The organism is Haloarcula sp. HT12 (assembly GCF_055271655.1).
Genome location: NZ_JBUXKW010000001.1, coordinates 19,268 through 36,399, shown reverse-complemented (window position 1 = coordinate 36,399; position 17,132 = coordinate 19,268). Strand labels below are relative to the sequence as shown.

Annotated in this window: 18 protein-coding genes; 3 read left to right on the top strand and 15 right to left on the bottom strand. The window is 64.6% G+C overall.

Annotated features, from left to right (window positions below):
- Positions 1-25 precede the first annotated feature (25 nt).
- The 3 genes from ACY9XZ_RS00160 to ACY9XZ_RS00150 all read right to left on the bottom strand — a co-directional run bounded on the left by ACY9XZ_RS00160 (position 26) and on the right by ACY9XZ_RS00150 (position 2,892).
- Entirely contained in the window at positions 26-1,411 is a 1,386-nt protein-coding gene (locus ACY9XZ_RS00160) for an ATP-binding response regulator (RefSeq protein ID WP_463455086.1), read from the bottom strand.
- A gap of 80 nt (positions 1,412-1,491) precedes the next feature.
- The gene (locus tag ACY9XZ_RS00155; RefSeq protein WP_463455085.1) at positions 1,492-2,166 is read right to left on the bottom strand and encodes a DUF2071 domain-containing protein; all 675 of its coding nucleotides are present in this window, start codon (positions 2,164-2,166) and stop codon (positions 1,492-1,494) included.
- Between the two features lie 21 nt (positions 2,167-2,187).
- The gene (locus ACY9XZ_RS00150) at positions 2,188-2,892 is read right to left on the bottom strand and encodes a YqjF family protein (RefSeq protein ID WP_463455084.1); all 705 of its coding nucleotides are present in this window, start codon (positions 2,890-2,892) and stop codon (positions 2,188-2,190) included.
- A gap of 122 nt (positions 2,893-3,014) precedes the next feature.
- On the opposite strand from ACY9XZ_RS00150, the gene ACY9XZ_RS00145 reads away from it, so the two are divergent.
- On the top strand, positions 3,015-3,515 hold the full coding sequence (locus ACY9XZ_RS00145; RefSeq protein WP_463455083.1) for a macro domain-containing protein: 501 nt from the start codon (positions 3,015-3,017) through the stop codon (positions 3,513-3,515).
- A gap of 6 nt (positions 3,516-3,521) precedes the next feature.
- Here the strand turns inward: ACY9XZ_RS00145 and ACY9XZ_RS00140 are convergent, their stop codons facing one another.
- From ACY9XZ_RS00140 to ACY9XZ_RS00120, 5 genes are all read right to left on the bottom strand, one after another.
- Positions 3,522-3,815 (bottom strand): hypothetical protein, encoded by a 294-nt coding sequence (locus tag ACY9XZ_RS00140; RefSeq protein ID WP_463455082.1) that lies wholly within the window; start codon positions 3,813-3,815, stop codon positions 3,522-3,524.
- A 135-nt stretch (positions 3,816-3,950) separates the two neighbouring features.
- On the bottom strand, positions 3,951-4,928 hold the full coding sequence (locus tag ACY9XZ_RS00135; RefSeq protein WP_463455081.1) for an aldo/keto reductase: 978 nt from the start codon (positions 4,926-4,928) through the stop codon (positions 3,951-3,953).
- A 43-nt stretch (positions 4,929-4,971) separates the two neighbouring features.
- Positions 4,972-6,057 (bottom strand): ABC transporter permease, encoded by a 1,086-nt coding sequence (locus ACY9XZ_RS00130; RefSeq protein WP_463455080.1) that lies wholly within the window; start codon positions 6,055-6,057, stop codon positions 4,972-4,974.
- Positions 6,050-7,972: a PrsW family intramembrane metalloprotease gene (locus ACY9XZ_RS00125; RefSeq protein ID WP_463455079.1), complete on the bottom strand. Its 1,923-nt coding sequence runs from the start codon at positions 7,970-7,972 to the stop codon at positions 6,050-6,052. Before ACY9XZ_RS00125 ends, ACY9XZ_RS00130 begins: the two co-directional genes overlap by 8 nt.
- Positions 7,973-8,875, bottom strand: a complete 903-nt coding sequence (locus ACY9XZ_RS00120) for an ABC transporter ATP-binding protein (RefSeq protein ID WP_306706003.1) — start codon at positions 8,873-8,875, stop codon at positions 7,973-7,975.
- A 60-nt stretch (positions 8,876-8,935) separates the two neighbouring features.
- Between ACY9XZ_RS00120 and ACY9XZ_RS00115 the strand changes: the two genes are divergently transcribed.
- Complete coding sequence (locus ACY9XZ_RS00115) at positions 8,936-9,331, top strand: SRPBCC family protein (RefSeq protein ID WP_463455078.1); 396 nt, start codon at positions 8,936-8,938, stop codon at positions 9,329-9,331.
- A gap of 57 nt (positions 9,332-9,388) precedes the next feature.
- Here ACY9XZ_RS00115 and ACY9XZ_RS00110 read toward each other — a convergent pair whose 3' ends face one another.
- The 6 genes from ACY9XZ_RS00110 to sucC all read right to left on the bottom strand — a co-directional run bounded on the left by ACY9XZ_RS00110 (position 9,389) and on the right by sucC (position 15,599).
- Positions 9,389-10,459 (bottom strand): sensor histidine kinase, encoded by a 1,071-nt coding sequence (locus tag ACY9XZ_RS00110; protein WP_463455077.1) that lies wholly within the window; start codon positions 10,457-10,459, stop codon positions 9,389-9,391.
- Between the two features lie 266 nt (positions 10,460-10,725).
- Positions 10,726-10,962 (bottom strand): transcriptional regulator, encoded by a 237-nt coding sequence (locus ACY9XZ_RS00105; RefSeq protein WP_463455076.1) that lies wholly within the window; start codon positions 10,960-10,962, stop codon positions 10,726-10,728.
- 282 nt (positions 10,963-11,244) lie between these two features.
- Entirely contained in the window at positions 11,245-11,994 is a 750-nt protein-coding gene (locus tag ACY9XZ_RS00100) for a ferritin-like domain-containing protein (RefSeq protein ID WP_463455075.1), read from the bottom strand.
- Positions 11,995-12,237: 243 nt separating this feature from the next.
- The gene (locus ACY9XZ_RS00095; protein WP_463455074.1) at positions 12,238-13,227 is read right to left on the bottom strand and encodes a sensor histidine kinase; all 990 of its coding nucleotides are present in this window, start codon (positions 13,225-13,227) and stop codon (positions 12,238-12,240) included.
- Between the two features lie 354 nt (positions 13,228-13,581).
- Positions 13,582-14,454 carry a succinate--CoA ligase subunit alpha gene (gene sucD / locus ACY9XZ_RS00090; RefSeq protein WP_463455073.1) on the bottom strand — a complete coding sequence of 291 codons (873 nt, stop codon included), beginning with the start codon at positions 14,452-14,454 and terminating at the stop codon, positions 13,582-13,584.
- Positions 14,451-15,599 (bottom strand): ADP-forming succinate--CoA ligase subunit beta, encoded by a 1,149-nt coding sequence (gene sucC / locus ACY9XZ_RS00085; RefSeq protein ID WP_463455072.1) that lies wholly within the window; start codon positions 15,597-15,599, stop codon positions 14,451-14,453. Before sucC ends, sucD begins: the two co-directional genes overlap by 4 nt.
- A 229-nt stretch (positions 15,600-15,828) precedes the next feature.
- Here sucC and ACY9XZ_RS00080 point away from each other — a divergent pair, with 229 nt between their 5' ends.
- A complete protein-coding gene (locus ACY9XZ_RS00080) occupies positions 15,829-16,611 on the top strand; it encodes an NAD-dependent protein deacylase (protein ID WP_463455071.1) in 783 nt (260 codons plus the stop codon).
- A gap of 12 nt (positions 16,612-16,623) precedes the next feature.
- On the opposite strand, the gene ACY9XZ_RS00075 is transcribed toward ACY9XZ_RS00080, so the two are convergent.
- On the bottom strand, positions 16,624-17,049 hold the full coding sequence (locus ACY9XZ_RS00075) for a DUF5793 family protein (RefSeq protein ID WP_463455070.1): 426 nt from the start codon (positions 17,047-17,049) through the stop codon (positions 16,624-16,626).
- Between the last annotated feature and the right edge of the window lie 83 nt (positions 17,050-17,132).

Genomic DNA, 17,132 nt, shown 5'->3' with positions numbered 1-17,132 from the left:
GGGACCCGGCAGTGAAAAGTCCGTCTCAGTCGTGCAGTTCGACGTCCGTTACCTCGAAACACGCCCCGCCGCTGTCGCTTTCCGTCAGCGACACCTCCCAGCCGTGGGCCTCGGCGACCTGCTCGACGATAGCCAGCCCGAACCCGGTTCCGTCCGCCGTCGAGGAATATCCCATCTCGAACACGTCGTTGGCGTCGCCGTCGACGCCTGCGCCGTTGTCAGCAATGTAGAAGCCGTCCCGTGACTCCAGCAGGCCGACCTCGATCTCGACCTCGCCGTCGTTGTGTTCGATGGCGTTACGAAACAGGTTCGCCAGCAGGTCCTGAACGCGGCCGCTGTCGGCCGCGAGTTCCGCGCTCGATTCGACCGACATCGAGGACTGTTCCGCCTCGATCCAGGTCCATGCGGTCGAGGCCAGCGTCGATAGCTCCGTCTCCTGTGGATCGCTGACAGTTCGACCCTGCCGCGCCAGCGCGAGCACGTCCTCGATGATACAGCCCATCCGGTCCAGCGACCGGTCTATCTTGGCGACCAGTTCCGCCTCGTCGCTATCGTCGGGTTCCGCAAGCAGGTCGACCGCGCCCTGGGCGACGTTCAGCGGGTTCCGGAGGTCGTGGCTGACGACGCTGGCGAACTCCTCCAGTCGCTCGTTCTGGCGCTCCAGTTCGCGCTGGCGTTCGACGCGTTCGGTGATGTCCCGTGAGACCAACTGGAACGTCTCCGCCTTGCGATGGCTGTCCACGGGAATATACTGGTTATGGTAATGTCGCTCCCCGACGGCGTCCTCAGACCGTGTCGCAGCCCCGTTGTCGACCGCGTTTTTACCGGCTTCGAGACGCTGGCTGGCCGCCTCGCTGTCCATCACCTCGCCCAGTTTCCGACCGACGAGCGCGTCGGGGTCGTCACCCAGTCTGTCTGCCATCGAGGGGTTCACCGAGAGGATGGTCCCGTCAGTCGTCAGGTGGACGATCCCGTCCGGCGAGTCCGACACGAGCGACTCGAACTTCTTGCGGGTCCGCTCCTGGGACACGACGTTCTCGATGCGGTTTGCCAGCCGACCGTACTGTTTGTCCTCGACGACTTCGAGTTTCAGGAGGTAGTCGGCGACACCCGCCGCGATAGCCGCACTCGCCGTCTCCTCGTCCCCCCGCCCGGTCAACAGAATGAACGGGATAGACGGGTGCGTCTCTCTGATCTCGTCAAGGAGTTCTAGCCCGTCCATCTCGGGCATTTCGTAGTCGCTGACGATACAGTCGAACCCGCCCCCGTCGAGTCGGTCCAGCGCTTCTTTGGCGCTGTTTGCGGCAACAGAATCGATGCCGTGTTGCTGCGTGAGCGTATCGGCGGTCATCTCCGCGAAAAAATCGCTGTCGTCGACGACAAGCGTCCGTATGTTGTTTCCAGATGTCATGTGGGCGGGGGGTTCCTTGTCCCCCCAACGGTCTGTCCGTACTTATATTTCAAGGGAGCCGGGTCGACCGCAAGACCCCGCTAGCGCGGCACCGGCGGGGCAATCGATACGCGGAGCCCGGGGCTGTGGTGGACCAGCGGGTCCGAGGCGTGTGCCGATATGTCAACCAGTGGAAACGGCGACCCGGTCACGGTGGCGTCGACACGGTCGAGTCGCCACGGGTCGTGTCCCACACTGCCGACGAGACGCGTTCCGAATCGACCGGTCGTGAAGTACCGCTGCCGGTCGACGAGAAACGAGGCCAGCGAATCCGGCGGGACGGCTACCGGGGTACCCTCAGCCGTGTACCGACACTCGAACAGCCGCCGCTGGCCGGTATCGAGGACCCGGCGGCGGTCAGCCGTCGGGAGCGACCGCGGGACGGCATCGCCGACCGTGACGCGAAACAGCTCCGAGACCGCCGTCGTTGTCCGCCTGTCGTCGCCGAACAGCGCCAGCACGCAGACCCCCCGCTCGCCGGTCGGCCCGCGGACGTAAGTCCGAACCGTGAGCAACTCCGACGGCCCGGCGACCTCGACACCGAACGTCTCGACGCGGTCGACGGTCGCCGCGACGGCCGACACCCAGGCGTCGCCGTCGGCCGTCTCGACAGTGAGCCAGTCGGGGACTGCCGCCACCACTGCTGTCTCGGAGACCGGCCAGTGACAGAAGCACACGTCCTTGAGCGTGACCTGCAGCGGACGGAGGGCGACCACACCGTCACTGGGGCCGACACGCTATTGAGTGTACTGGGCGACCCCGTCGAGCCGGTGGAGCCGCCCAGCGGTCACCGGGATCTCGGCGCAGTAGTGGACGAGTGGCTCGCCGTCCGGTCTGTCGAACCCTGATGCGGCGAACAGCCCGTTCGTCCGGATGTCGGCTCGCCCGGACTGTAGCGGCCACGGCTCGTGGTCGATGTCGGCGTAATACACCGTCCCGTCGTCGCTTGCAGCGTAGAATCGATAGCGCTCCACCAGGAACGATTCCAGCGACCCCGGCTCGGGTGTCGACGGCGGTTCCGTCGGCTCGTAAGTGGCATGGAAATCCGCCGGCGGTGCGCGTGCACTGGTCCGGCGACTGCGGAACTCGACGCTGTCGCCGTCGGCGCGTATCCGAATCGACGCGCGGTAGTACGACAACTGGAACAGCCGCCGGGCCAGCGTGACGCTGAGGCGGTCGTCGGCATCGAGGTTGTAGAAGTACACCCCCGGCGTCCCGTCGGCGATCACGTAGGTACGGAGGTTCAGTTCGCCGAATGACCGTCCGATAGGGCTGCCACGCGGCCTGATATCCGCCATTTGGAACGGGACCACACTGAGCCACGCCTGCCCGTCGTACGTGTCGACTGCGAGTCCGTCGGGCAGCGTCGCCTCGACGGTTTCGGGCTCGACCGGCCAGTGCATGAACCCCACGTCCCGCCACGTCATCGTCAGCAGGTCCATGTCTGTTAGTAAGGGCCAGACAGGTTTCTGCCTGACGTGAGAACCGGTGACAGTGGGGCGACAGCCGCCGGCTCCGTGGGGCCGCCGCTAGAACTTTGGCTGATTCGCCCGTCTGTTCGACCATGGAGTTCGAGGTTATCCAGGGCGACATCGCTGCACAGTCGGCGGACGCACTGGTCAACGCGGCCAACACGAGCTTGCAAATGGGCTCTGGCGTCGCCGGGGCGCTCAAACGGGCTGCCGGGTCGGGGCTGAACGACGAGGCTGTCGCGAAGGGGCCAGTGGACCTCGGCGGCGTCGCGACGACCGACGCCTACGACCTCAACGCCGAGTACGTCATCCACGCCGCCGCGATGCCGCCGGGCGGGCAGTCCACCGCCGAGAGCATTCGAAACGCCACCCGGAACGCACTTGCGGAAGCGGACGCGCTGGACTGTGAGTCACTGGTACTCCCAGCGCTGGGATGTGGCATCGCCGGGTTCGACTTCGAGGACGGCGTCCGAATCATCTGCGAGGAGATCAGCGGGTTCCAGCCCGACTCCCTGACGGACGTGCGACTCATCGCCTACTCCGACGACGACTTCACGAAGATCCAGCGAATCGCGGCCGACGTTCGCGGCTGACTCCCGCTACCGCAGGTGTACTCGGCCGGCACGCCACTCCCAGGCCACCTCTAGGGCGGTCCAGCAGACGAGCCAGACCGCGGCGAAACTGAACACCAGCCACGTCGAACCGAGATACGACATGGCCTCGGCGACGGACTGGAGCCACGGATAGGCCTGCACACCGATGACGAGTGTCGCGACCAGCCCCAGTATCCCGGTCACGTAGTGCTCGACCGCGTTGCCTATCGAGCAGACGCAGGTATCGCTACACGTCGCCTCTTCGGGCCGTTCGCCGGCTGTCTTCCGGCGACTGTTCATTGTTATCTATCCTCAAAGTAAAGCTACATCAGACGAGGTATTAACGGTTTCGGCGGATCTATCGCCTGTTCCGCGAGATCCTGTTGTTCGGAGACAGCGGTGGCCGGTATCCGGGAACGCCCGTAGCCGGGATCGCTACTCGTGGCCAGACACCCGAACTGGCTCGTAGGGGTCTTCCAGCCATGCTACGTCGCTCGCCGAGAGGTCTATCTCAAGCGCCGCGACGGCTTCTTCGAGGTGTTCGAGGCTACTCGTCCCGATAATCGGTGCGTCGACCCACTCCTTGTCCAGTACCCAGGCTAGCGCGATCTGGGCCATCGAGGCGTCGTACTCGTCGGCCAGTTCCTGCACGCGCTTGTTGACCTCGTACCCGTTCCCTTCGTAGTAGGGATGTTCGCGGGCGTGGTCGTCCGTCTCGCCCCGGACCGTCTCCTCGACCTGTTCGTGCGGCCGGGTGAGATAGCCCCGGGCCAGCGGGCTCCACGGCATGACGCCGACGCTCTCCTTCTCACACAGCGGCAGCATCTCGCGTTCCTCCTCCCGGTACAGGAGGTTGTAGTGGTTCTGCATCGTCGCGAACCGCTCCAACCCCTCGCGCTCGCTCGTCCGCAAGGAGTCGGCGAACTGGTGGGCCCACATCGACGACGCGCCGACGTAGCGCGCCTGCCCTCGCCGGACGGCATCGTCAAGCGCCCGGAGCGTCTGCTCGATGGGCGTGTCGTAGTCCCAGCGGTGAATCTGGTAGAGGTCCACGGTGTCCATCCCGAGCCGGGAAAGCGAGTTCGACAGTTCCTGCTCGATTGCCTTCCGCGAGAGCCCCCCTGAGTTTGGGTTTTCCTCGTCCATCTGGAAGTAGCCCTTCGTCGCCACGACCTGGCTGTCGCGGTCGTAGTCGTCGAGAACGGTCCCGACGACGCGCTCGGACTCGCCCATCGAGTACATGTTGGCCGTATCGAAGAAGTTGATGCCGAGGTCGATGGCCCGCTCGATGACCTCGCGGCTCTCGTCCTCGTCGAGCACCCAGTCGCGCCACTCAGAGGTTCCGAAGCTCATACAGCCCAGACAGAGCCGGCTGACTTCCATGCCAGTCGACCCGAGTGTCGTGTACTCCATGCTCTGATCCGCGGGCGCGCCGGCGAAAAAAGGGCGGCGTCGGCTACAGCGCTTCCGCCGCGACCCGACCGATGTACAGCCTGGCTGCGGCGTAGCCGGCAATTGCCAGCAAGACCGCGCCGCCGACGTGGCCGTAGGTCAGCAGTGTCGGGCTGTCAACGGCCAACTTCGCCACTGTGGTCGCCGGATGCTCCGGAAGGAGCACGGCCCCGCCGAACAGCACGAGGGTGAGCACGGAGAACAGCAACTGGGCCGGGCGACGGTTCCGGAGCATGATGCCCAGCACGACCCCGAGCGTCACGACGACGACGGTGACAGCCGTGATGAACAGCAAGATTGCCGCCGGGTTCGAGACGGCGATGCCGTTCGTGGACAGCAGCCCGAGCCACAGTAGCACCTGTGCCGGGGCCAGCAACACCATCCCCAGCGCCTTCCCGTCGATGATGTCAAGCAGCGACACCGGGGCTACGCGGAGCAGTTCCATCGTGCCGCGTTCGATCTCCTCGGTGACGGTGTCGACGGCCACCGAGCCGCTGATAAAGGGCGGGAGGAACAGCAGCAGCGGAATCAGGATGGTGTAGGTGAACCCGAAGTACTGGCTCGCGCTGACGGTGTCGGGGAGCGGTACGGGCGGCTGGTCGAGATACGGCGTCCGCTCGATCCGCTCCTGGCGCTCCAGTGCACTGAGGACCCGGCGCACCTCGACGACGATGAGGGTCGACCGAATGCTCCCCTCCGGCACGACAGCGGTGACCGCTATCTGCTCCCCTGGCCCGCGCGTCGACGGTGCGTACTCGCCGCGCAGTATCGCATCTACCCGGCGCTGGTCGAACGCCCGCTGTGCGGCGGCCTCGCTCTCGAAGGCGGTGACGCTCGTGCCGTCCTGTTCGGCGGCCGCGGCCTCCAGTTCCTCTCGCGCGTCACCGGTGACAGCCATCTCTACCTCGCCGGCCGCGACCGATCCTGGATCGTACAGCGACGTGAGGCCGACGACGAGAAACGAGGAGAACCCGGCGACGAACAGCTGAATGAGCAACGCCAGCACGATGGTCTTCTCGCGGGACAGCGACCGGATGTCCCGTCGGGCCACGACGACCCGCGGGTCGCGCCAGATGGGGCGCTCAGACAAGGGTACTCACCACCGCGAAGTTGTAGGCGAAGTGAATGACGATAGCCAATCCAAGGCCGCCGAGGTACGCCCGGCGACCGCGGCTCGCCCCGACGGAGGATATCGCGGCCGTCACCGTGTGCAGTGCCAACGGGAGCGTGAACAGCAGGGCAGCAGCCCACAGCGGCAGGCCAGCCGGTAGCGTCGCGCCCTGCAGGGCGGCTTCGCCGATTGGGAGACTCTCCAGGTCGGACAGCCTGGCGATAAGCAGGCCTTTCTCTCCGATGAAGAAGCCGAGGCCGGAGAGCGCACCGACGCCGAGCGCCGACCGGAGCGTCCGCTCGTAGCGGGCGTGCTCGTAGCCGGCGTAGAGGTGCAGGCTCTTTGCCAGTTCCTCAACGATGACGATGACGCCGAGCACCAGCACGATGCCGAGCGACTGGTTCGTCCCGAAGACGTTCAGCGACACCGAGTCGAGGACGAACAGGAACGCGACGGCCGCCAGTTCGGCGACGATGACCAGCGGCAGCAGTATAATACTCATTTTCAGCGCGCTCTTGCGGGTCTTGATGCGCCCTGCCAGCGCGTCGAGCACCTTCAGCGGGATGGGCCGCTGGGTGAACATGTCCTCTTCCCTGTAGAGGCCGGCTCCCAGGCCAAACAGCACCAGCCCGGTCAGCAGCGGCGGCGTCACCGAGAACACGAACGACGAGAGCCCGACCGACTGGCCGGTCAGGTCGAGCACGACCAGCGTCAGCGGCGAGATGAGCGCGATCGGCGTCACGTCAGTGAAGATGGCCGGCACGAACGCGTAGGAGGTCAGCGTCACCGTTATCGTCACTGTGACGAAGGTGAGTTCCTTGAACGAGCGGGCGAACATCGCCCCGCAGAACGTCGCCGAGAGGAACAGAACCACGAGCGGGACGACCGCCAGCACCGCGACGTAGCTCCCCGCCGGCGCGATGTTGCCGAACCGCAACGCCGCGGTGATGAGCGTCGCCACGCCGACGGCACCCAGGAAGTACGGGAGCGTCTTCCCGCCGATGATGTCCCCGCGGGAGGCGGGCGTCACCAGCAAGAGCTCGCCGCGGCGGTTGAGCCGTTCGGAGAGCATCGACGAGCCGTAGGCCTGGATGACGAAGTTCATCGGTACGATGTAGAGGAAGGCGAGCACGAGCGACTCGAAGGGGAACGGCGGCGAGATGTCCGATGGGGTGCCACCCTGCACGTCGCCGGTCAGCCGCGCGCCGATAGCGCCGAGGTTCGCGCCGCTGCCGCCGGCGGTTCCGCCGTCACTGCTGACTGTGGACCCATCGCCGCTACCGCCGGCCGTATCGGTGTCTGAACCGTCGCCGCTGCCGCCGGTGCTCGAATCGCCGCTGTCCGAGGTGCCGGAGCCGCCGTCCGAGGTGCCGGAGCCGCCGTCCGAGGAACCCGACCCGTCACTGCCGTCGTCGCCTCGGGGGTCGAGCTGGCTGCTCCCCGACTGCTGCTCGTAGACGAGCGTCACGGACACCGGGAACGCGGCGGTCCCGTTGTCGTCCCGGGCGAGCGTCCGGTCGTTGTACTGCGCCGTGCTGTCGCGGAGTTCGGCGAGCGCGGCCCGCTCCTTGGCCGTCCGTGGAACGCTCTGGAGGGTCGTTCCTCGATACAGGAGTTCCTGCTGGCGTCGTTCGACGGCTGCAGGGTCCGGCTCGCGAATATCGAAGGTCGGGTCGTCGGCCGCGACGCCGTAGTACGGGCTGCTCTCGTCGACGCCGATCCGGTAGATGCCGTCGTCCATGCCCGCGCCAGTGCCGCCGCTGACGGCTATCGCGGCGACCGCGCCCATCGCGACGAGAGCAAGCGCCATCACGACGATGGTTCGCTTGTCCACGCCGCCCGCGTTTTTCGTCACCTCCCACTTCGCGACGCGCAGGAGTTTGTCGAGTTGCATCTACTCCGCGTCCTCCTCGACGTACCGCGTGCCGCGGGTCCCGGCCTCGGCGACGTTGAGGAACACCTCCTCCAGGCTGGACTCCTCCGTCCGGATGTCGACTACGTCACCGCCGTTCGATTCAGCCTGCTCACGCGTTGCTTCGACGGCGTCCATGCTCTCGACGACCCGCTTGTACGACCCGTTCTCCTGCACCGCGTCGGGGACGTCGACGGTCGTGTAGACGTGATACCGGGTGTGGCCGTACTCGGCCTGGAGTTCGTCGAGGTCGCCGCGGGCGACGATCTCGCCCTCGTTCATGATGACGACCCGGTCACAGATCGATTCGACGTGAAAGAGATTGTGTGCCGAGAAGACGATGGTCTTGCCCTCTTTGGCCAACTGCTCCGTGAACTCGATGACGTAGTTCGTCGTCAGCGGATCCAGTCCCGACGCCGGTTCGTCGTAGATGAGCACGTCGGGGTCGTTGATGAGCGAGCGCGCGATTGCGACCTTCCGCTTCATCCCTTTCGACATATCGCCGAGCTTCCGGTCTCGGTGTTCGAGTTCCAGTTCGTCAAGCGTGTCGTGCATCCGCTCCTCGGCCACGTCCGGATCAACGTCGTAGAGATCGGCGAAGAATTTCAGGTAGGAGATCGGGGTCATCTCCTCGTACAGCGGCGACTCCTCGGGGAGAAAGCCCAGTTGCTGGCGCATCTCGGCAGTCTCGGTGTCGAGGCCCGCTATTTCGGCCGAGCCGCTCGTCGGCTCCAGCAGGCCCGCGAGCATCTTCAGCGTCGTCGTCTTGCCGGCCCCGTTCGGCCCGATGATACCGAACACCTCGCCGCGGTCGACCGAAAACGAACTGCCCTGTACAGCGACGAAACCGCCGTACTCCTTTCGAATATCCCGGGCGTCAATCATCTGGCGAGTGGTTGTGAGTGAACTAACCTATACCTTGGCTCCAGCCTATTGCTTCTGATAATGGCACTCGAACTCGGCGGCAGCAGCGTCTCACTTGCACAGACACCGGACGGGCGGCGGCTGGTCGTCCGGCGTGATGTCGCTGCGCCGGTCGACACCGTGTGGGATATCCTGACAGACACCGGTTCCTGGCCCGATTGGGGGCCGTCGGTCACAGCCGTCGAGACAGACAGCCGGTACATCGATGACGGGACGACCGGCCGCGTTCGCGTTGCCGGCGTGGTGTGGCTCCCGTTCGAAGTGACCTCGTGTACCCCGTACCGCTGGACGTGGGACGTCGCACGGCTCCCCGCGACGGGTCACTTCGCCGAGGAACGGACCACTGGGTCCGTCGTCGGGTTCGAGATCCCGCCGCTGGCGACCGGATACGCGCCGGTCTGTGCCCGAGCGTGCTGACGTATCGCCGCTCTCGCACAGCGGCGCGAAGCGTAAGCAGCCACCCCGCCGTAGCTGTCAGGACTGTACCGGGGTCTTCGGCCGCGTGTAGCCGTCCTCGTCGGGGCTGTCCGATATCGTAACGCCCGTAATCTCGAAGCGCGTCCCGCCTCCGTCGCTTTCGGTCACGTCGATTTCCCAGCCGTGGGCTTCGACGATGCGCTGGACGATTGCCAGCCCTAGCCCGCCCTCGTCGTCCGTGGTGGTGTAGCCGTCGTCGAGCACCGCATCGCGCTTGGCGGGCGGGATTCCCGAGCCGTTATCGGCGACGTAAAACCCACCCTCCATCGCGCCGACACGGATCGTCATGTCAGCGCCAGCGTGTTCGATGGTGTCGTCGGCCCCCGACCGGCTGCGCGTGGAACCGTGTTCCGCACTGTCGTCGGACTGTGTCCGATTGCCCGTGGAGCCATGCTCCACGGCGTTCCGAAACAGGTTCTCGAACAGGTGACGGAGCCGATCAGGATCGGCATCGATGACGGCTGTCGCCTCGTTTTCCAGCGCCGCGTCCCCCGTCGGCACGGCGTCCCAGCAGCCATCGACCAGTTCTGCGAGATCAACGGCTTCAGTGTCGCTGATGACGTGTCCGCTCCGGGCCAGCGTCAGCGTTCGGTCGATGAGTGTCTCCATCCGCTCTATCGCCGTTGCAGCCGTCTCCAGGTGTTCCGAGTCGCGGTCCATCCGTGCGAGTTCGAGACGACCAGAAGCGACGCTGAGCGGGTTCCGGAGGTCGTGTGCGACCACGGCCGCGAACTCGTCGAGGCGCTCGTTTCGCTGTTCGACAGCTTCTCGCTGGAGCCGCTGTCGCTCGGCCTCGACGGCCCGCGAGATCGCCCGGGCCTCGAAGATACCCATCATGAGCCCACCAAAGCCGCCGACAATAGCAGCGAACAGCCCCCATCCGACGTCATCACCCAGTGACCCCGTCGGCCACGTCAGAATCATCACGACATTCAACAGCAGGAAACAGATGAGTCCCCCTGTGAACCAGACGCCGATACGCCGATAGTGGTCCGGATCGATCTTCGAGCTATCGAGCCAGAATCCGCCGACGATGATCGCCGCTGCAAACGGCACGACTGCCAGCATGCTGACCACGAAATCGGCCGTGAAAAGGGATTGAACTCCCGGATCAGAGAAATAAAAATAGTTGCCAACACCTCCAACCAGGAGCAGCCCCCCGACTCCCTGAATAACGGCTGGCAGGCGATCTGAACGACGATCTGGGTCTGTCACCTCCGCATCGATTTGGTAGACGTGTATTTATATCTGTTGGCCAACTGAACAGGTATGCAACGTGTTTTCCGACAGTACAGTCCGTATTACTGCCGGCCCAGTTTGTTCTTCCTGCCAGCTTACTGTTTGGTTACGCGTGCGTCCGATACTTTGTGGATGTCGTCGTCGATGCCGCTTCCGTCACAGTCGTCATTCGGACATCGATAGTGCCAGCCGTCTTCCGTGGCCGCTCGCTCCGTGAACCGGTCACCGCATTCGTCGCAGTAGAGCTGGCCGTCCGAGCATGTATCTCGGTGGAGTTCGAGTTCGAGCTCTGTGCTAAAGGTCCGCTTGCAGTTCCGACAAATATGGGGCATATTCGAAAATACAGATTCATCCCTTATAGCGATACCGGAACGTTCACGGCCGCTTCTTTCCGTTGTCGGAGGGTTCGGCTCGCCCGCCGTCCGTCGGTTTTCGTCACATCCCACATTTCATATCTTGAACAGTAATGGCCGTTCAGAACTGGACACGGGTGTACATGTCTGTCGCCCAATACGTCAGGGCGGCGGGGCGAGTATCCGGCCCGAAACCCATGGCGGCGGGATGCCATGGTGACGAGACGGCCCTCTCACGACCGTCGGGACCCCCTGGGTAGGTTACCCGTCCGACTGGATGAACTGGCCGGCGGCCGAGAGGACTTCGTCTTGTGAGAGCGCCGGGTCGTAGGCGTTCGGGAAGGGAGTTTCGCCGTTGATAGTGTTCAGGAAGGCCGCGTGGCGGGCTTCGACGCTGTGAATCGAGAGCGCGGCGCTTTGCAGGTCCGGGCTCTCGATGAACGGTGCGGCACCGGCGTACGCAGAGACGCCGGTGTTTTCTAGCACCTGTGCCACCGCGAGGAAGTCCCCGACGGTCTCGACGCCGAAGTCGTACGTGGCTTCGCCGGCCGGTTCACCGCCGAGGAGACTGACCGCCTCACTGAGCACCCCGGCGTGGCTCGCTTCGTGCTCCCCGATGACCTCGATGCTCGTGTACACCGACTGCCCGAACTCGGTACTGTAGTCCTGCACGATGTCGGCCTCCTCGAAGTCTGAACGGTCGAACATCTCCAACCCTTCCCGGTAGAACGCGTTTTCGAGATGTTCGAGCGTGAGGGCGTAGTTCACGACATCGATGTCCGTCCCCTCGACGTCATCGAACGATGCTGTCATTTCCTCGGCGGCGTCGGCTTCGTCTGACTCCTGCCCCATGGCAAAGCCCGTGCCGCCCCCGAGTGCCAGGAGCGAGCCCCCGACCACCGCTGAGCGACTCAGGAACTGCCGTCGGGACGTGTCGTCGCCTGTCGCTCGTTCCTTTACCGCAGTTGCGATCCGCTCTGCTAGCGCTTGTGTGTCGTCTGGTTCAGTCATAATACACCGGGAAACCCGGTATTCTCAGGCACGGAGTACGCCATGATTGTTATAGGCTACCAATGAATATTATTTGAGGAGGATTTGTGAGTAACATCAATAATCTCGAATATTGCGACCCTACTTCGATCCGTGCGCTCAGTCTCAATCGCACTGCTGCGAGGCGGCCTGGACAGTAACCTGGCCCTTCAGACGCAAAAGCTCCCACAGCGATATCCGATCCTAGCGTATCGCCGGTCGGAGTTACGAAACCGTCACGTCGATGCGCGTACCGCCGGACTCGCTCTCCCCGACCGACACTGTCCACCCGTGAGCTCTCGCCGCGGTGTCGACCAGGAACAGTCCGTATCCCTCCCCGTCCCGCGTTGTCCCGAATCCCTGATCGAACACCTCATCGCGGTCCGCTTCAGGAATTCCGGGGCCGTCATCGGCCACGTAGAACCCGGAATCGGTGTCGCCGAGAGTGACGGTCACCGGCTTCTCGCTATGTGTGACTGCATTGTCGAACAGTTCGCGGAGAATCAACTGTAGCCGGTCGTGTTCGGCGTCGACAGACGCGTCCGTCGACACTTCGAGCGTCGCATCCTCGTAGCTCCCTGCGGTCCAGACCTCCGTCGCTACGTCAGCCAGCGAGAGCGAATCGGTTTCAGAGACGGGACACGCGATGCTCCCGATGCGGGAGAGGTCGGTAAGCAGCGTCTCGACTCGGCCGACAGACCGAAGCAATGGGTCTTCGTGGGGCTCACCGATATCCAGTAGATCTAATCGACCCATAACGACGTTCAGCGGGTTCTTTGCGTCGTGGGAGACGCCGCTCGAAATGTCGTCCCACTGCACGGCCCCGACCCGCCAGTCAGTCGGCCACCGGGTCGCGTACGCTTCGAGTTTCGCGGCCAGCAGGGATGCGGGCGTTTCTGCGGTCATGTAATCGGTGACGCCGGTCCGGAGCGCCTCGGTGACCCGGTCCGGTTCGGGGTCGGCCGCGACGAGTACTATCGGAATCTCGGCCCCTGTCGCCCGCAGTTCCTCGAATACCGCAACCCCGTCGAGGTCGCCGTCATCACTGACGACGACACCCCTGACATCCCCGTCACTCAGCCGGTCCTGTACGACGCTCGTGTCTTGGACCGCTTCGACTGTTGTACCGTTTGTCAGCGCTTCAGAGAGTGCCTCAACTATGTCAGTCGCTTCGGTACCGGCCACGAGATAGACGGTCCCACGAGCAGGCGTCATCCCATAGCATTACGAAAACACGTGATAAGAAACCGACGGTGCCCTGCAGCAGGTCTTCGATGTGTTTGGCGACTTCCTCCGGTGTGTCACCGACCGGAACACCGATAGACTCACTCCGTTCCACGGCTCGCTTCGCTCGCCGCGTCACATCGAGATCTCCCATCGGTCGATCTCGTGCCGTTCGTCTATCGAGCCCTCGCTCGCTCCGCATCACGGCTCACTGTGTTCGCCGTATCGCGTCGAGGTCTCCCGCTGGTCGTCCTCGACTCGCTCGCGAGGACACCGTTGTCCGTCCGCACAAATCCATTCGAACCGATCAGAAAAAGCGTCCGGTGAAAGTCGCCTGAATGTGCCCTACAGCAGGTCTTCGACGTGGTCGGCGACTTCTTCCGGTGTGTCACCGACCGGGACGCCGTTGTCCTCTAGGGCGGTGATCTTCGACTGCGCGGTCCCGGTGCCGGAGCCGGAGACGATGGCGCCGGCGTGGCCCATGCGCTTTCCGGGCGGCGCGGTCCGACCGGCGATGAAGCCGGCGACTGGCGTGTCCATATGCTCGCCGATGTAGCGAGCGGCCTCTTCCTCGTCCTCGCCGCCGATTTCGCCACACATGACGACGGCGTGGGTGTCGGGGTCGGCCTCGAACTGTTCGAGCGCGCCGATGAAGTCCGTCCCGATGATCGGGTCGCCACCGATACCGATGGCCGTCGACTGGCCGATGCCGCGGTTGGTGAGGTTGTCGACGACCTGGTAGGTCAGCGTCCCCGAACGGGAGACCAGACCGACGTTCCCCTCGGAGAAGATGTTCCCCGGGAGGATGCCGAGCTTGGCGACGCCGGGCGTGATGACGCCGGGGCAGTTCGGACCGACCAGGTGCGTGTCGGTCTCCTGCAGCTTGCGGTAGACCCGGGACATGTCCTGGGTCGGGATGCCCTCGGTGATGGCAACGACCAGGTCGATACCCTTCGCGTCGAGGGCCTCGAAACAGGCGTCGCCGGCGAAGGCCGGCGGCACGAACACGACGGCGGCGTTGGCGTCTTCCTCGCGGGCCGCGCCCTGGACGGTGTCGTACACCGGCACGCCGGCGACCTCCTGGCCGCCACGGCCGGGTACTGCCCCGGCGACGACGTTGGTGCCGTACTCCAGCATCTGTTCGGTGTGGAACTTCCCTTCACCGCCGGTGATTCCCTGTACGACGACGCGTGTATCTTCGTCAACTAGAACACTCATGCTTCCACCTCCTTCGCGTACTCGACCGCACGCTGGACGGCGTCCTCCAGCGTGTGCTCAACCGTGACCAGCTGCTCGTTCAGAATCTCCATGCCCTCTTCGGCGTTGGTCCCCGCGAGTCGGACGGTGACCGGCTTCGGGATCTCGTCGAACTGCTCCAGGGCCTGATTGATACCGTTCGCGACCTCGTCGCCGCGGGTGATGCCGCCGAAGATGTTGAACACGACCGAGTCGACGTTCTCGTCGGAGAACACCATATCGAGCGCGTTGGCGATTCGGTCGGCCTTTGCGCCGCCACCCACGTCGAGGAAGTTGGCGGGCTCGCCGCCGTAGTAGTCCACGAGGTCGAGCGTCGTCATCACGAGGCCCGCACCGTTGCCGATGATGCCGACGTTACCGTCCAGGCGGACGTAGTCGAAGCCGTACTCGTCGGCCTTCTGTTCGAGTTCGTCGCCCTCCGCGGCCTCCTCGCCCATCTCGGCGATCTCGGGCTGGCGGAACAGGGCGTCGCCGTCGATGTTCATGACGGCGTCGGCCGCGATAACATCGTCGTCGCTGGTAATCATCAGCGGGTTGATTTCCGTGTCAGCGCCGTCGCGGTCGTCCCAGAGCTGGTACAGCGTCGTGAGGACGCTCGCAACGTCGTTTGCAACCGCGCGGTCGACGCCGGCCTCGTAGACGACCTTGCGGGCCTGGAACGGGTGCATCCCGAAAGCGGGGTCGATGTGCTCGCGGGCGATGGCGTCGGGGTCCTCTTCGGCGACCTCCTCGATGTTGACGCCGCCTTTCGTCGAGACCATCGCGACGGGCCGGCCCTCGTTGCGGTCCATCGTCACGCCGACGTACAGCTCGTTGACGAAGTCGACGGCTTCCTCGACGAGCACTTTCGAGACGTGGTAGCCTTTGAGGTCCATCCCGATGATGTCCTCTGCGGCCTCGCGAGCCTCCTCCTTCGACTCGACGAGCTTGATGCCGCCGGCCTTGCCGCGGCCGCCAACGTGTACCTGTGCTTTGATGGCGACCGGATATCCGATTTCCTCGGCCGCGTCGACGGCCTCATCTACTGTCTCGGCCAGCTGCGAGGCGGGCGTCGGGATGCCCGCGTCAGCGAAGACCTGCTTCGCCTGGTATTCGTGCAAGCGCATGTCATGCAGAGAGGCGAGCGGTGGCGATTTAAATCCGTCTTTCTCTTCCTGCGATCACGCGGAATCCCTCCCAGTTTACTGTGGGTATGGATAGTGGGTCGGGAGCGCGCACTGTGGCGCGATACGGCTGGTCCTGGAGCGACTCGGGATACCAGGGGAGCGTCCACGGTCGTCCCTACCATCGAATCCAATCCGATAGACCCACACCATCGCACTGCGAAGCGAGCGTATGGCCGACGACAGGCACGGGACCGACGACGTCGCCGACGAGACGCTCGAAGCGGTTGCCGAGGCGCTTCGCACCGCCGAAACTGCTGTCGCGCTCACCGGCGCGGGCGTCTCGACGGCGTCGGGAATCCCTTCCTTTCGCGGCGACGACGGTATCTGGGAGCGCCACGACCCGGCGGACTTCCACCGCCGTCGGCTCGACGCCGACCCAGCGGGTTTCTGGGCGGACCGGGTCTCGCTTCGGGAGGCCATCTACGACGATGTAGACCCCGAACCCAACGCTGCCCACGAGGCGCTGGCGACACTCGAAACTTCGGGGCATCTCGACGCTGTGCTCACGCAGAACATCGACGGACTGCACGACGACGCCGGCACGGACCGGGTCATCGAACTGCACGGGACCCACCGGCGCGTGGTCTGTGACGACTGCGGCCACCGTCGGGACGCCGAGGCGGTGTTCGAGCAGGTCGCTGCAGACGGCAATCTGCCGCCGCGCTGTGACTGCGGCGGCGTCTACCGCCCCGATGTCGTGTTGTTCGGCGAAGCCATGCCAGACGTGGCGATGAACGAAGGCCAGCGTCTCGCCCGGGACAGCGACGTGTTCCTGGCCGTGGGGTCGTCGCTGTCGGTACGGCCCGCGTCACTACTTCCGAAAATCGCGGCAGAGGCGGGCAGCACGCTGGTCGTGGTAAACTACGAGGAGACACCGCGTGACGCGAGTGCGGCGCACGTGCTTCGTGCGGATGTCACGGAGGTCCTCCCGGCGATTGTCGAGCGGGTGTAGCGGTGGACGACGCTATAACTCGACGCCGCCGGGAATCAGGCTCTGTCCGCGCAGGAGGCTTCCGTCGGGGTCGTAGACGAGCAGCGTTCGCATTTCGTAGGTCCGTGACTCGCCTTCGCCGTCGGTGAGACGGACTGTAAACTGTGGGTCTTCTTGAGCGTCCGCACTGGAAACGAGCGCATCGATCTCCGCTGTCGGCGCTGTCGCCTCGAAGACATACTCACCGGTGAGGCGGTTCGTCAGCGAGAGCACGCCGTCGCTCTCTGGCTGGCGGCGGAAGGTCACGTCGATCTCTTCGCCATCGAGTGTGCCGCCGTCTACTTTTGTGAGGCGTTCGCGGAGCTCTCCTGTCGGCCCATCGTATACAATCGCGATCGTCGGGTCGTCGTTGTCGGTGGCCGAAGCCTGGATGTCGACGGTGAAGTAATCACGCCTCATTCCGGTGTTTACCGGTACGTGGCCCGGCCAAATGAACGTAACGGCGCACCGACTGTCGGTATCGGTAGCTTTTACCGGACCGG